Source organism: Muricoprocola aceti, from assembly GCF_025567005.1.
GTDB classification, from domain to species: Bacteria; Bacillota; Clostridia; order Lachnospirales; family Lachnospiraceae; genus Marvinbryantia; species Marvinbryantia aceti.
On record NZ_JAOQKE010000001.1, the window covers coordinates 340,328 to 355,845 of the forward strand.

18 protein-coding genes are annotated in these 15,518 nt (G+C 40.8%); all 18 read right to left on the reverse strand.

Features of this window, described 5'->3' with window-relative positions:
- Positions 1–9 precede the first annotated feature (9 nt).
- On the reverse strand, positions 10–675 hold the full coding sequence (locus OCV47_RS01685) for a response regulator transcription factor (RefSeq protein WP_262653313.1): 666 nt from the start codon (positions 673–675) through the stop codon (positions 10–12).
- Between the two features lie 174 nt (positions 676–849).
- Complete coding sequence (locus OCV47_RS01690) at positions 850–1,353, reverse strand: antirestriction protein ArdA (protein WP_006857105.1); 504 nt, start codon at positions 1,351–1,353, stop codon at positions 850–852.
- Positions 1,354–1,370: 17 nt separating this feature from the next.
- The gene (locus OCV47_RS01695; RefSeq protein ID WP_006857106.1) at positions 1,371–1,874 is read right to left on the reverse strand and encodes an antirestriction protein ArdA; all 504 of its coding nucleotides are present in this window, start codon (positions 1,872–1,874) and stop codon (positions 1,371–1,373) included.
- Positions 1,793–2,089 (reverse strand): conjugal transfer protein, encoded by a 297-nt coding sequence (locus tag OCV47_RS01700; protein ID WP_077707151.1) that lies wholly within the window; start codon positions 2,087–2,089, stop codon positions 1,793–1,795. The genes OCV47_RS01695 and OCV47_RS01700 overlap by 82 nt, the downstream gene beginning before the upstream one ends.
- Positions 2,090–2,192: 103 nt before the next feature.
- Positions 2,193–2,516, reverse strand: a complete 324-nt coding sequence (locus OCV47_RS01705) for a hypothetical protein (RefSeq protein WP_262653318.1) — start codon at positions 2,514–2,516, stop codon at positions 2,193–2,195.
- Between the two features lies 1 nt (position 2,517).
- Positions 2,518–2,721: a helix-turn-helix transcriptional regulator gene (locus OCV47_RS01710; protein WP_055061724.1), complete on the reverse strand. Its 204-nt coding sequence runs from the start codon at positions 2,719–2,721 to the stop codon at positions 2,518–2,520.
- Positions 2,722–2,891: 170 nt separating this feature from the next.
- Positions 2,892–3,113, reverse strand: coding sequence for a hypothetical protein (locus OCV47_RS01715; protein ID WP_003060793.1), 222 nt, complete (start codon positions 3,111–3,113; stop codon positions 2,892–2,894).
- A complete protein-coding gene (locus OCV47_RS01720; protein ID WP_009243011.1) occupies positions 3,114–3,248 on the reverse strand; it encodes a DUF3789 domain-containing protein in 135 nt (44 codons plus the stop codon).
- A 12-nt stretch (positions 3,249–3,260) separates the two neighbouring features.
- Complete coding sequence (mobT, locus tag OCV47_RS01725) at positions 3,261–4,457, reverse strand: MobT family relaxase (RefSeq protein WP_041968853.1); 1,197 nt, start codon at positions 4,455–4,457, stop codon at positions 3,261–3,263.
- Positions 4,458–4,640: 183 nt separating this feature from the next.
- Positions 4,641–6,035, reverse strand: coding sequence for an FtsK/SpoIIIE domain-containing protein (locus OCV47_RS01730; RefSeq protein WP_055259759.1), 1,395 nt, complete (start codon positions 6,033–6,035; stop codon positions 4,641–4,643).
- Between the two features lie 125 nt (positions 6,036–6,160).
- Positions 6,161–6,784: a VanZ family protein gene (locus OCV47_RS01735; RefSeq protein ID WP_008393085.1), complete on the reverse strand. Its 624-nt coding sequence runs from the start codon at positions 6,782–6,784 to the stop codon at positions 6,161–6,163.
- Between the two features lie 188 nt (positions 6,785–6,972).
- On the reverse strand, positions 6,973–7,356 hold the full coding sequence (locus OCV47_RS01740; protein ID WP_003432338.1) for a YdcP family protein: 384 nt from the start codon (positions 7,354–7,356) through the stop codon (positions 6,973–6,975).
- Positions 7,357–7,371: 15 nt separating this feature from the next.
- Positions 7,372–7,698 (reverse strand): YdcP family protein, encoded by a 327-nt coding sequence (locus OCV47_RS01745; protein WP_008393084.1) that lies wholly within the window; start codon positions 7,696–7,698, stop codon positions 7,372–7,374.
- A gap of 238 nt (positions 7,699–7,936) precedes the next feature.
- Positions 7,937–10,990 carry an SrtB-anchored collagen-binding adhesin gene (locus OCV47_RS01750; RefSeq protein ID WP_227275644.1) on the reverse strand — a complete coding sequence of 1,018 codons (3,054 nt, stop codon included), beginning with the start codon at positions 10,988–10,990 and terminating at the stop codon, positions 7,937–7,939.
- A gap of 267 nt (positions 10,991–11,257) precedes the next feature.
- Positions 11,258–11,602: a response regulator transcription factor gene (locus OCV47_RS01755; protein WP_262653331.1), complete on the reverse strand. Its 345-nt coding sequence runs from the start codon at positions 11,600–11,602 to the stop codon at positions 11,258–11,260.
- Positions 11,580–12,422 carry a response regulator gene (locus OCV47_RS01760; protein WP_262653332.1) on the reverse strand — a complete coding sequence of 281 codons (843 nt, stop codon included), beginning with the start codon at positions 12,420–12,422 and terminating at the stop codon, positions 11,580–11,582. The genes OCV47_RS01755 and OCV47_RS01760 overlap by 23 nt, the downstream gene beginning before the upstream one ends.
- Before the next feature lie 12 nt (positions 12,423–12,434).
- A complete protein-coding gene (locus OCV47_RS01765) occupies positions 12,435–13,079 on the reverse strand; it encodes a sensor histidine kinase (RefSeq protein WP_262653333.1) in 645 nt (214 codons plus the stop codon).
- Between the two features lie 90 nt (positions 13,080–13,169).
- Positions 13,170–15,509 (reverse strand): HAD-IC family P-type ATPase, encoded by a 2,340-nt coding sequence (locus tag OCV47_RS01770; RefSeq protein WP_262653335.1) that lies wholly within the window; start codon positions 15,507–15,509, stop codon positions 13,170–13,172.
- Between the last annotated feature and the right edge of the window lie 9 nt (positions 15,510–15,518).

Sequence of the window (15,518 nt, forward strand, 5' to 3'; positions counted from 1 at the left end):
TGTAAAGATTTATTCTTCTGCCATTTTAAATCCAATCCCCCATACTGCTTCAATATATTCTTTATCAGAAATGTCCCTTAATTTTTTTCTTAGATTACTTATATGCACTCTTAGTGAACTTTCCATACAATCAGGTGTTTCTTCGCTTATACGTTCAAGCAAAATATTTTTAGTGATAACCTGTTTGGGATTTTCCATTAGTATTTTCAATATCGCATATTCTGTTTTTGTTAATTTAACTTCTATATTTTTAATAGATACAGTACGGGTGTTTAAGTCCAATCGAATATCCTCATGTTCTAAAACGGAATTTATAGAATTGGTCTGACTGTGTCGAAGTTGAGCAACAATCCGTGCCAGTAACTCGTCTACATCAAATGGTTTTGTAACATAGTCTACTGCACCATTTAATAACAAAGCTATTTTGTTTTTAGTATCTATTTTTGCACTAATTACAATAACGGGTATATGTGCGATTTTATCTATGATTTCTTCTCCACTTAACCCCGGCAACATTAAATCCAGCAAAATCAAATCTGGTTTTATACTAGGTATAAGAAGCAGGGCTTCTGTTCCAGAATAAGCATGAGTTACTTTATATCCTGCACTTGTGAGAACTTCTTCCAGCATTTGATTTATATGCACATCATCATCGACAATTAAAATATGTTTCATTTTTAAAGCACCTCTTTTCTTGTGTAAGTCATATTATAAATTCCTACCGTTCTAATATCAATGACTATTATTTTCTTGTACTAATTTATTTAAGCAAATTTAGTCTATTTGAAGCCCTTACTCAATTTATTCATGCTGTCAGTAGCAACCATTCTTGTCGCTGATCTTCCAGCGTTAATATGGTATCTCGCACATACCTCGGCTTGTTTCAATAAAGCAACCGCCCATATCCAAATCTCGCCCGTAGGCTTCATAGTCAATGTAGTTCTGTAAGCTGGGTGGAATATCCCCTAGTGCCTGCAATTCGTCTATGTAGTAGTAGGCAATATCTGTCATGGTTTCACAGTCGGGATAATAATAAATATCGTCCTTGTGTTCCACGACTTCTTCCAGCGTCCCATAGTGGCTGATAAATTCGTCCAGACACTCTACAATATAGTCGGGAAGTTCCTCTATCATTTCATACATCTCATTGAGTTCTTCAATGGAAACATACTCGCCAATCGCAATGGGGAAGTTGTCGGTATCATGGATAGCGTATTCCTCATACTGTTCATTCAAGCCGATTTTTTCTTTTACATCTTCCTCGTCAATAGGAAATGTGAACCAAGCACCGACTAAATAGCCCTCATTGTATTTGCCAAGATTAGCAATGTAAACCGCCATATCATCAATCATAAGCACCACCTCATTTCCTACTCTGGCAGTTCAAAGATACCGTGTTCTGTTACTAAAAATTTCCCGTGTTCCTGCAAGTGAGAAGCATAGGCTTCAAAGTCAAAATAGTAGGCTTGACAGTCCTCGGATAAATGTTTGAACGTCGGGTCGTTCATCAGCTTTTGCTTTGCAACATCTATCATGCTTTTGCAGTTGGGATAAACCGTAATCACATTCCTGCAAATATAAAGTGCTTCTAAATTTTCAAACACCGTAAGTAGTGATACATATTCTTCCTGCATATCACTTGAAAGCTGGCGGTACATAAAATCTAATTCGTTGAGCTGGTACACGCTTGTATGTTCGTGGACTTCATCAGCATAAGGCAACACCTTTTCGATAATACGGTAATCCCCACTTTCTGCACCGACACCTAACTTTTCTTCAAACTCGGCAACATCTATCGGCAGTTCAAACCAGTATGATATTGTTTCTTCGCCAGTTGTTCCTCTCGTTTCCACCAGCACCCTTGTTTCCTGCATTGTTCCTCACGTCCTTTCTGTTGTTTCATCACATCTTTTAAGGTCTGGTACGACATACCAAACACATACTTTGAAAAATCTTCTAACTGCCTTTCTTCATAATTGGCAGGGTTCAGTCGTTTCATTTCCTGCCACACCTTACGCTTGTAAGAGGGCAGGTCGGAAAGATATTCACAACCGACGTTTGCCTGCATATCCTTAAAAATATCGTTCATTTCATCACTCCAATCTGAAATTTTAGGCAAGAAAAAAGCAGTCAATCCTAAGACTAACTGCTTTGTGTATAGGTGTATAAAATTATCATATTTTCCTAATGATTTATAACTGTTTATCAAAATACATAATTGCAATCAATTCAAGCAAATTACGCAAACCAATAAAAAGTTCTCCAAAAAGAATTACTCGGTCAAGTGTAAACATAATTTGAATATCTATAAATAATGGTACTGATGTTGCAATCGCTAATAATACAATCAATGTCCAATTTGCTATATTAGCAGACTGATTTGCTTTTAGCTGTATCGTCAACCAGCGTTCATCACCCTTATATTCAACTTGCTTTTTTGCTTTCAATATATAAAGCCACAACGTTGCTCCTAATGCTAAAACAAGAAAAATCAAGATAATAATTTGCTCATTCATACTATTTGTCCTCCCTATGCTCGAAAACTTCATCAATAGAAACACCAAATACTTCTGCAATTTTAAATGCCAATTCTAATGACGGAGTATATTTATATTTTTCTATTGATATAACCGCTTGTCGTGAAATTCCAACTTTTTCAGCTAAATCTGCTTGTGTCCAGTCCCTTTCAGCACGTAAAACTTTAATTCTGTTCCATATCAAAGTTATCGCTCCTCTCCAAAATGTAATGTAGTGATTACTTTTACTGTAATGTACTCATTACATTTTGTCAATACTAGAATACATATAGAATTATGCTTTAAAGCAAATTTTCAATTTTCATTTTTTTAATTTCTGTTCTAACATTCATAATTGATAATACAATCTAAATCCTACGCACCGATAATCTTATTGAACAGCTCTAACAGTACATCTTTCACACCGCCAGCATTGAATACCAAGCCGACAGCAATTAAGGCAACTACCAAGAAGCCGATAAGTTTGGAAAACTCACGCTTGAAACCTAAGTAGATACCGATAACCACGATCGACATAAGCACCAAGCTCTGTGCATTTGATAAAAACCATTGATACAAATTTTGTCCGAAATTCATTTAATTGTCCTCGCTTTCTTTTAATTGTTTCATTTCATAGTCAGCTTCTTTGCCGACATTCAAAATACACATCAAGACTACGCCGATACCCATTCCCATAGATACCAGCAGGAAGTCTTTTAATAATACCCACATTTTTCATCACTCCTAACTTTCCACCAAATCTTTTGCAGGGGTCGTCTGCTGTTTGATTATCATTTCATGCTTTTCTGTGAGCTTTGCCTGCTGTTCGATTGTTTCCATGTAGTCTGTACCATTTCCTTTATCAATCTTTTTCAGCATTTTCAAGGTTGGTGCTACCTGCCTTTGTACCCACCGCAATGTACGGTCTAAGGTGTAAGGCTCTGGCTTTGTCGTCAGCTTCAAGCTCTGTCTGTTATCTCCGATAAACCAAGCCCAGCGGTCATTGAGTTTCCAGTCATTTTTTCGCTTGTCTGGTTCTTCATCAACAAACCGCACATACTGGTTGATGATAGAAAAGGCGGTCTGCTCTGCGTCATAATAGGTCAGCAAATCTCGCACTGCATAATAGGCACGTTCATTGCGAAGCCGTATCTCAAAACGGTTGATAATGTCGGCTTCTTCAAGCGGTGTCCCTAACTTGACGTACTGCTCATAGTCCTTTTCATAGATACAGAAATACACATCTGATTTAAGAGAACCAAGATAAAGGGTACGTCCCATATATTCTCTGTCGTCCTCTCTGTGCTTGATAAGCTCGCCCGACTGGTAAAACTTATAACTTCTGGACTTTCCGATATATTCCCGTTTCCTGCATTTTTCCGCAAGCTCTGGAATATCCAAAATGCCCGTATGGTCGTTGATAGCAAGGTCGATACGCTTCATCACGCCACCGTCTACGAGTGCGTCCATGAGAAAGTCATACCAGCTTCTTTGCTGTGCCAGCAGGTAACTTTCAAACTGTCGGCAACCACGCCCCTTTAATTCTAAAAGGACACCTTTTTCTTCGTCAGCCGACGTATAGATAAAGATGTCCCCCAGAGAATAATGCTCCGTATAACTGTAATGTCCGTAATCTTCATGGAGCATATAATTGATATTCAGTTTTAATATATCTTTGATGATGTGCTGTATATCCAGCGTGGGAAAACGAATTTTCACATAATCAAACAGCATGGTAAGCGGTGCTTCTGGATTGAACCTTGCCAGTTCCTTATGCAGAGTATTAAGAAGCTCCTTTGACGGCTTCATTTTTCCGCTTTCTATCTTGTTGAGATATTCTCTTGTGATACCAGAAGCCACCGCCAGCCTGCCTTGTGAGATACCGTAAGCAATCCGCTTCTCCCGTAATTCTTTTATCCATTGTTCTTCATTCAGAACCATACCCCCAATCTGTAAAGTGTGAAGTTTTTTAAGGCGACTTCACAACCGATTTTTGCTAGGAAATCATGCCAGAAGCCTTATGTTTCCTATGTTTTTTGTCTATTGTCTATTTGCAAACGTACCCCTCTGTTAGATACCGAGGGGTTTTACCTGCTGGCGTGGCTTACGCCACACCAGCAACGGCTAGTCCGTGCCGTCGCCTTTCGCTTCGCACGTCGCCGTCCCGTCCTGCCTTGCTTGTGCAAGAGAGCCGATAGTCTGCAAAAAATCATGTCCTTTCGGGACTAAAGGCGTGTAAAATTCACTGATAACGCTTGTTCCCACATCACAATAGCCACGCCCCTTGATACGCTTCTGGAAAAACTGCTTTTTCACATCTGAACCAAACAGCATACCGTAACCTAATTCGCTGATACGTCCAAGTCCCACACGGAAATTGAAGTTATCTCTGATACCGTCTGAAAAATACTTTGCGTCTGGACGCTGGCAGGCGACGATAAGGAAATAACCTGCTTGTCGCCCTAACATAACGATTTTCTTTAACTGGCTAAGTAAGCTCACGCTTTCTTTTGTCCCCAGCATTTCAAAAAATGCCACATATTCATCAAAGATAAGAAAGCAGGGTGGCAGTCCCAGATAGGCGTAGTTTTCGCCCGTCTTGTAGTTCGGGTGTCGCTTCATCTCCTCACTTCGCTGTACCATGCCCTCATAAAAGGCATTGACGCAATCTATCATTTCTTCTTTGGTATGATATACATTTTCCATAACCGTTCCCAAGTCGGCAAGGTCGCTATTCTTTGGGTCTAAGATATAAAGGACAGCGTTGGTATGCAGTAAGGCTTCAATGAGCGTCAGCAGAAAATAGGTTTTACCGCCACCCGTACCACCAGCAATCAGAGCGTGAGGGAGTGCGTCATATTCCCAGACAAGATTTTTCATCAGTCTAAGACAGCCGTTTTCTGCCCGTACTTCATCAATGGTAATGCGGTTCGCTATCATATCATAAAGCAGGGTATATTCGATATAGCCGTCATGCAGGGTCTTGTCGGTCAGCTCACAATACAAGCCACTTTCCAATTTATCCTCTAACCGTAAAAGCTGGTCTTGATATTTCCCCAGCGTAATTTCACAGCGGATATGAAGCAGTCCCTTTTCCATTTGATAATAAATCTTTGGAAACCAGACGATTTTTTCCCTTGATCTGCTTTGCAGGTTAGTAAAAAAAACGCTGTCTTGTACGGTATCGGCTTCATACCACTTATTTTCCAGTATCATTCGTGCCAACTTTTGACGGTGCAGGAGCTTCTTGAAACCGTCGTAACAGAAGCGGTAATACAGAAAAGCGACCAATGCACAAACACCAGTCGCTATCAGTATGGCTATGAAGTTGTAAGGGGAAAGCGTCAAGCCATTCTCTAACAAGCTGAAATGCTCCCAATCGGTACGCATGAGCTGTTTCATATTCAGTAGCAGAAGAACCGCCACGAATACAAACAGAAGCGTCCCTATGGAAAAGTGGTAGACAAGGTGCTTGTCGCTGGCTCTGATACGGTGTCCTTTGTTCCAAATCTTACGCATAAATCAATCACTCCTTTCTGGGTATGAAAAAAGCAGTCAATCTTTAAGACTAACTGCTCTATTTGTAGTAATATTAAGTTGCAAAATTGCAATTTTATTGATTGAAGCATAATCAATACTCACTTTTACCCGATATTGAGTAAACTATGAATTACCCATGGTTGAACTGTAATCATAACTATAAATATATAAATTGCATATAACATTATTTCGACCATGTCATTAACATTTTCGGACTGAAGCCTTTTCCTAAAATTGATAGGTAAAATTTTTGACACCAGATAATATATCAAATATCCTAAACATGCTCCTGCTGTATTTATAATAAGGTCATTTATATCTGTTGCCCCCCAGCCAAACATCTGAACAATTTCAATAGATAAGGAAAACAGAAAGCCAGTTAAGATAACATTCTTTATATGCTGATACTTTTTATACAGTAATGGTAAGAAAAAGCCCAAAGGAACAAATAAAACAAGGTTTAGTATGGTATCTATTGGTCCACTTATCATACCACAAAATGGAATTATAGAAATTTGGGGACGAAATGATATTGTGCTTGTATAACCAATACCTGTTACAGTTAAAATTCCAAATAAATAATAACAAAAAACAAACACAGCGATAATATGAAAAATACTTTGTTTTCGTCCCGATTTTTTTCTAATAAAAAAATACAATATAAGAACTGGAATTATAAACACATACCCACTTATTGAACGAATAAGAATATCGGAAATTGGCAACATATTTTTCACTCCTTTTACATGAACTCATTACATATATTTGTCAGTCCGTTTCTTCTATAAAGATAACAGCAAAAATTAAAAATTATCCAACGAAAAATCGAAAATTTTTCTTAAAATTTTATTTATTCTACATACTCATATTATAGCAATTCCATGTATTCGCTACAATGAAAATCTATCCAGCAATCCTATTTTTTCGGCTGTCCCTGCGGTGTATGGTTCTGTGGACTTCCTGCGTTCTGGTTTCCTTTATTCTTCAACACAATATCCTCTGCTTTTACATACCAGTCCACATCTGCACCCGTATAAGTTTTTCGTGATACCGTATCGGCTACTGGATTGACAAGCTCCACAACTGCATTGTACGGAAATTCTCTTAACGGTACTTCTGGCGGTACAGACACGGGGATAATTCCACCATGCAGACTGCACTTCAAATCATAGATACGCTTTTTAAGCTGGGTACTCGGTGTCCCGTCCTCATTCTGTAAGAACACATCACGCACCGCTGTAAATTTTAATTCTCCAAATGTTTTCTCTTTGTCAATAACAAACCCGTTTGATAATCTCATAAATTCTTCACTCCTTTACTTTTCTTCAACTGCTACAATATCATCAGCAACTAATACATAATCGGTATGTCCCATATCCCCGATTGCGTAACCTCTGCCGTATAACTTCGGATTGACAATTTTTACTTTCTGTTCATACTGGAACTTCTTTTCGCCAGCCTGCACGGGAATTTCTACCACAACATTTTCGCCTTTCTGTACGTCAGAATAAAGGTTATAGCTTCGTCTGGCTAAGACCCTGCGGTTATTTTTATCTCTTTCAAAGACTGGCTCACTTTCGCCTGCAAATTCAAGAGTTCCAAAAGACTGTGCCATATCTGGCACGACATATTTCATTTCCATATTGTTTTACCTCGTTTCTTTCTATATTTGATAAATTGATTGATTGTAATTTCTTATTCTGGCAGTTCGGGAAATACCAGCAATCCCACAGATAGTAAAGAGTAAAATCAATGCTTACGCACCCTTGACTATCCGTGTTCTTGCTGGTTGTTGGCAGACAAGCCAGAATAAGCGGAAGCCTGCCGTTTGACCGTTTCGGCGGAGAGCGTGATTTTCCTTTCTTCATACCGTTACCGCCTTATGATTTCTTCATTTTACGGCGTTTGTAGAAGAAGATACCTGCCAGTCCAGCACCAGAAGTCAAAAGAAGTGCAAGCAGTCCGTAAAGGTTTGTGTTATCGCCCGTTTTGGGACTGTCGCTCGGTCTGCTCGGCTTTTCTGGTGTCTGCGGTGTTTCGGGTTTCTCTGGTTCTTCTGGGACTTCGGTTTTTTCCTTAAAGGTAATCGTCTGTCCCTTATCCTCAATATCCTTATGCTCGGTAACTTTCTTCGGCTCGTCTGGATTGCTCAAATCATATAATTCTTCAAAAGTTACAAGCTGTTTGCCGTCAAGGGAAGTAGCGTCAAAGGTAAAGGCAACTTCCACTTTCATAGTTTCGCTGTCAGCGATAAACGTATAATCACTTTCCACACGTTTTCCATTGATAAGAAGCTCTGCGTTTTCTTCTTTCAACATCTGCCAGCCCACAAGTTTGTACTGTGTACCGATTTCTAAGCCCTCTAAGGTTACGGTATCAATGATTGTAACGTCTTTTCCAGCTTCAATCTCTTTGTTGCCGTCCTTATCCGTAGCGGTAGTATGTATCTTGATGATACGTTCTGTGATAAGTACGGTCTGCCCGTCGTCCTCAATGTCTTTGTGTTCTGCAACTTTCACGGGTTCGTCTGGATTACTTAAATCATACAATTCTTCAAAGGTAACAAGGTTCTTGCCACCTAAAGCAGACGCATTGAATGTATAGGAAATTTTCACTTTCATTTCTTCATCATCAGCGACAAAGGTATAATCGTTTTCTACACGTTTCCCGTCAATAAGAAGTTCTGCGTTTTCTTCCTTTAACATCTGCCAGCCTTTGAGCTGATATTTTGTGCCTTTTGTAAGTCCGTCTAATTTGACCGTATCAACGATTGTTACCTCTTTTCCTGCAAGGATAGTCTTTTCGCCGTCTTTGCTGGTTGCTGTGGTATGGATAGAGATTTCTTTTTCGTATTCATCAGTTAAAGTCCCTAAATCAATCACAAGGTTATTTCTTGATACTACGATTTCAAAAGGTGGGATAAGTTCAAAGCCTTTGTTGCTATCGCAACGCATTTCTTCAATGATGTAGGTATCATAAGGTAACGCACCCTTGTTGTCGTCTGGTTCAGAAGTTCCAAACCACACACCGTCCTCGCTAGTCTTGCCTGCGTTGGTATTGTGCTTATGAGAAGCCCAGTCAGCAGAAGTGGAGAATTGCCCGTTATCATCAGTTACCACTACATGATTTTCGCCCGTCGTCTTGCTTGTGATCCGAAAGGGAACATCAGCAAGACGCTTGTGTGTGCCTGCACCGATTTTTACACCCTCAATATCTCCACGCTTAATCTGATTATAGATAGAATGGGCTTCGTCGGTTAAGTCCACGATTTTTCCATTTTCTGTGATTGCAAAATCAATCGGTTTTGCACCGTCAGTCAAATATCCGTTAGGAGCTTCACTCTCAACGATACGGAATTTTCCATAAGGTAAGAGGTCAGCAGAAGTAGAAGCGATACCCTCAATATCGGTACGAATTGTCTTTACCACTTCATTTTTCTTATAGAGCTTACCCTCAACCAATACCGCATTTTCATTTAAGGAAATGATGTCAAAAGCTGTATCTTTCAAAGTGGCACTTCCTTGTGGCTTTGTATCGCCCGTTTCTAAATCTCGTTTCTGAATTTTGACACCGCCACGGATAACTTTGTCTGATACGGAAAACTGGTTACTTCCAGATAATACGGCAAGGTCGCCGTCCTCGGTAATCTGTGTAAGGTATAAGCCTTTTATCTGTTCGGACTTATCGCCAGCCTGCATATATGCACCCTCTAACAAGTAGCCGTTTGGAGCTTTTGTTTCCTCAACAGTTAGCGTTCCAAGTGGAAGAACCGCCTTACCGTCCTGCATATAGAAGCTGTCGCCAGATACCTTGTATGCGTCCGCTAATTTTGTGAGGTAGTGGGTTGTCCCGTTGCTGTCTGTTTCAGCGATTGTCTTTGTAACCCATGTACGAGTAGCTTCGGCAGGGAGATTGTCTTTATTGTAGAAGCCAGCATAATACTTCCACGTAAATTCCGCACCTGCTAGAGAAGCGTTCCCTTGCGGATTGTCTTTCTGTGTTTCCATATCAATCTTGAAAAGCTCAATCAAAGTGTCCGTTACTTTCGGTGTATCAGATACGTTCAAAGTCGCTGTTTTGCCAGCTTTGATTGTCAATGGATAGACTGTTTTATCCACTTTATGTCCTGCTGGTGCGGATAATTCCTTGATATAGACTGTGCCTGCCGTTACCTCTGCAACATCTGTATTTCCGTTTTCATCAGTCGTAAGGGTGGCAAGCTGTTTTGTGCAGTCCTTATCAGAAAAGACACCGTATGTTGCACCAGCGATAGAGTAATTTCCGTTACCGTCTGTAATGCTGGTATTACTGGAAGCCTTTTTAAGTTTCGCATTTCCGACATTTAACTTCGCCCAGAATTGCCCCAATTCCTGCCCCTCGCCAGAGTAGATATAACCGCCACATTCATAACGTCCTTTATTTTCTTTGACAAAGGCTCTTGCACCAGAGAAAACTTCGTCCTGCGTTGCCTTTGGAATTTCATCATAAGAAGCTCGCACGTTATCACATTGCCAGCCAAGATGTACGCTCAATCTCTGCCAGACTACACATTGTTCCAACAGATAGATTTGCTTGTAGTTCAGTTCCTTATGAGCTTCGCCATACTGTTTGACATACTCTAAGGATAACGCCACATCTGAAATCTGGTCGGCACTCATGCGTGAGCTTGCGTCAGCTCTAGTCTTGTAGCCATTCTTAAAATCTGTATTGATGTCAATACAATAGGCAGTTTCGCCCTCGACTTTCATATAGCCCTCATTGAATGTCGAACCGATAGAACCGTCATTCATTACTTTTTCAATGATACCGACACGCTCGGCACTTTCCGTCCAGTATTGCTTACTTTCTGCATGAACGGGTGTAGTCGGTAAAGCAGTAACGACAGTCGCAAGAGCTAAAAAGCCCGTACACAATCGTTTCCATATCTTTTTCATAAATCTAATGCTCCTTTCATTTTGGGTATAAAAATAGACGCTCATTTCTGAACGTCTACATTACTGAAAGGCTTGTCCTCTCACACATATTCTATTTTAATAGGTACAACAGTTGCCTTTCTCCTTGTATTTTCGTTGTTTTCATCACTTGCGTTATCTACAACCTCCATGTCCTGCATCAATTGCTATTTTTGCCATAAAAATACTCCTGCATTATGCTGTCTCTATAGCATATGCAGAAGCACTTCTGTTGGACGCTGATCCTTTTTATCGCTCTCTGCTGTGTTGTATTGCACTCACGGATACCGGCTTCAGCAGATAATCATTGATAAACAGTTTCCATCCATCCATTGCATATTCTTTGGTATCTGAAATAAAATTAATCTTCACCTGATCATTACTTTTTCGCAATTCTTTTGCCAATGCGATCCCAGACATTCTTATTAACACTATTTCTGTAAAACAGACATCAATCTGTCTGTTTTTTGCATATTCTAATGCGTCTTCCCCACTTCGAAAGGCAGATACACAGTCTTTGGGATAGACAGACTGCACTTTTTGTTTCAGATCCCTCCGTTCTTTCCTGTCATTAATCACCAGAATTACTTCCATGCTTCTCGAATACTCCCTTTGAAAATTCTGCCCAGCTGTAATTTGCCATATATTCGCCATTATAAGAATTCACAGCCAGTGGATCTCCTTTCATAAAATCATAGGCATCACACTGAATTTTACTTACATCCAATGCCAGATGATTCCATGTTTTCAGATACAGATCTTCGATTCCTTCTTTTTTCATATCCGCTTTCAGGCTGTTCATGATCACATTTGTCTGACTCTTCAGATTCCTGTCATATTCCCGGTCTTCAAACAGAATCCCGGCAATTTCTGCTGTGGTCACCGATGCTCCTCTGCGATCCACCAGATAGGCAAACAATTCCTTTTCTTTGGCTCGTTCAAAAGTCATCGGTCTGCCATCTACAAATACTTCAAAATTTCCAAAAGTCTGCACTTTTACCGTCTTTTGGCTGCTCAGTTTTTGCGTTGTCGTTTCTTCCATCCAACTCTTATCCATATTCCGAAGTGTTTCACGAATATCGTCTGCCTTTACCGGCTTCAGCAGATATCCAAGGGCATATACCCGGTATGCTTCAAATGCATATTCACTGTATGCGGTACAGAATATAATCTTTGTCTCTGGAAAGGATTCCTTTATCAGTTTAGCCAGTTCAATCCCTGTCATTCCACGCAGCTTGATATCAAGAAATGCATAATCCACTGATATTTGTTCCCTCCTGCATGTTTCCAGAAAAGAAAGGACCTCTCCTGTTTTCTGGAAACCGGCAATTGCATCATCCGGGAATACTTCTTTTAAAGTCCTTGTCAATGCATTCAATTCCAATCTTTCATCATCTACTGCCAAAATCTGCATATCCTGTCTCCGTCATCTTTCTGCATTCAACGTAATCTTTACTACTGTTCCTGTTTCTTTTCTGCTGTGAATCGTCATTGTTCCATTCACCATCTTTTCAATTCGATGTTTTACGTTGGACAGTCCTATATGTGTACGGCCATCTTTCTGAATCGGGATATGTTCAAACTCATCCACATCGAACCCAATTCCGTCATCCCGGACGATAATTATGATCTGTTTTCCCTCCCTGTGACTTTCAATCCAGACTGTTCCGCCTTCTTCTTTGTTTCCAACTCCATACTTCACTGCATTTTCTACAATAGGCTGAATTGTCAGCGTAGGAAGGAAAAAATCATCTTCCTGGATATCGTATTCCACATGAAGATCATCACCAAATCGAATCTGCTCCAGATGGAGATAATGTTTCACATGCTCCATTTCTCGCGAAAACGGAACTGGCACTTTACTCCTGAGAGACTCCATATTGCCACGCAAAAATGCAGAGAACTCTTCCAGAGCTTTCTGTGCTTTTTCCGGATCCTCTCTACATAATTCACGAATCGTTGAAAGAGAATTATACAGGAAATGGGGTTGTATCTGACTGAGCATAATGGAAATATCCGTTTCTTTCAGGCATTCCTCAAGCTCCTTCTCTCTTTTTTTTAATACTATCATCCGGTGCGCCTGCCAAATACAGAAACACGCCAAAAAGATCCATGCTATGATAAAGCATACTGTTCTGGCAGTCATCATCCAATTCCCCCATTATTTCTCTGCCTTTTTTAATTTTCCATCCATCCACTCAAAGATATGTGTCAGTCCCTGATTCAGGACACATACCATACAGATCATCGGAATCAGCAATACACTCTGCCAGCAATCCAACCGGTGAATTCCCAGGAAACCAGGTGCAATTACAAGCCCAGCCGCAAAGATCACGGTAAGACCAACACACAACACTTTGTGATATCTGGTCATCGGCATACAGACTCTGTATACTACAATCAGACTGACCATACCGCCGAGTACCAGATGATACAGAGATGACAAAAGATCTTCTCCGTTCCAGAACGGCGAAAGCACTTCTGTCAGAACCAGTGTTCCAACCATCGTCAGTGCAGCCGGCAAGGCAACACGCATCACATGACGCAAAAATCCTTCTGAAATACTGTTCTGATTTTGTTCCAGAGTCAGAAGAAAGCTCGGTACACCAATCGCCACACCGCTGATCCAGGACAGCTGAATCGGTATAAACGGATATTCTTTTTGCCAGAAAATAAAAATCAGACAAAGTAATACGGAATAGATCGTCTTTGTCAGATACAACGAACTGACCTTTTCAATATTGCTGATAATAGTTCGCCCTTCTCCCACAATATTGGTCATACTTGCGAAGTTCGAATCCAGAAGCACAATATGTGCCACCTGTTTTGCTGCATCGCTTCCGGCAGCCATGGCAATACCACAGTCTGCATCTTTCAGTGCCAGGACATCATTGACACCATCCCCCACCATTCCGGCAACTTTTCCATTTGCCTGGCAGGCCTTGATAATGTTCTGCTTCTGTTCTGGACGCACACGGCCAAACACCGCATACTTCTCCACAACTTCCCTCAGTTCTTCAAAGTCCTCCGGCAGATTTCTGGCATCCAGATATTTATCTGCCCCTTCCAGTCCTGCTTTTCCAGCTATCTGGGATACAGTCACCGGATTGTCTCCAGACAGAACCTTAATTGCTACCTTCTGCTCTCTGAAATACGCAAATGTATCTTTTGCTTCCGGACGGATCTGGTCTTCGATAATGATCAGTCCCAGCGGTTTTACCTCTTCCAGTTTCATCTCCTCCGCCTTCAATGTAGCAGAAGCAAGAAGCAGTACACGCATACCTTCCGCCGAATACTGATTCACTCGTTCCATAAGCTGTGTATTCTCTGGTACCAGGAATTCCGGTGCACCAAGGGCATATCCTCCATGTTCTTCAAAAAAAGCTGCTCGATACTTCCGGTCAGAAGAAAATGGGATCTTCTCTTCTGCTTTCCACTTTCCGATCTTTTTAAACTTCTTTCTCAGTGCATCCTGTGTGCTGTTCACATCATCAAAAGCCCAGGTCAGTTCACTCATAATGGTGGTTATTTCTTCCGGGCTCTGTTCTTCCTGTACCGGCACTACATCGACAACATCCAGCTTTCCCGTTGTAATCGTTCCTGTTTTATCCAGACACAGAACATTCACTCTTGCCAGTGCTTCAATCGCTTCCATCTCCTGTACCAACGCTTTTTTTCTGGCCAGTCTGCCCACACCAAGAACAAAAGATACGCTGGTAAGAAGTACGAGTCCTTCTGGAATCATCCCAATGACACCTGCTACCGTATTCACAACGGCATCTGATGTTGTTTCCGCAATGCCTCTCTGAGACAGATATAACAGAATTCCTACCGGAATCAGCAGTACACCATCAATCTTTATGATTTTTTTTATGATCTCCTGCATCTGGGAAGATGCACGTTTCTTTATCTTTGCTTTTTTTGCCAGTGTTGCAGCATAATTGTTCTCCCCTACATGAAAAACCTTCGCCACACCACTGCCGGAAACCAGGTAGCTTCCTGACATCAGTTCTTCTCCTGCCTGCTTTTTTACCGGTCTGGACTCTCCAGTCAGCATGGATTCATTCACTTCTATTCCAGTGGCATCCAGTAATCTGCAGTCAGCACAGACCTGCTCACCGCTCTCTAACAGAATGACATCATCAATCACCACATCACTGACATCTATTTCCTTTGTTACTCCCTCACGAATCACCCTTGTTCTGGCAGCTGTCATTACAGAGATCTGATCAATCAGTTTTTTTACTTTCAGCTCCTGCACAATACCAATCGCAGTATTGATCAGAATCACACCCATAAATGTCATATTCTTGAACTGTCCGGTCAGAGCTACCAGTACTGCAAGGAACAGATTCAGGAAATTAAAATACGTAAGAGAATGTTCTTTTACGATATCTGACACAGATTTAGATGCACTGGTATTCATATGATTGGTTCGATCCATTCTGATCCTGTCTTCTACTTCTGCAGATGATAATCCATGAAATTGCTTTTCTTCCATATGCACTCC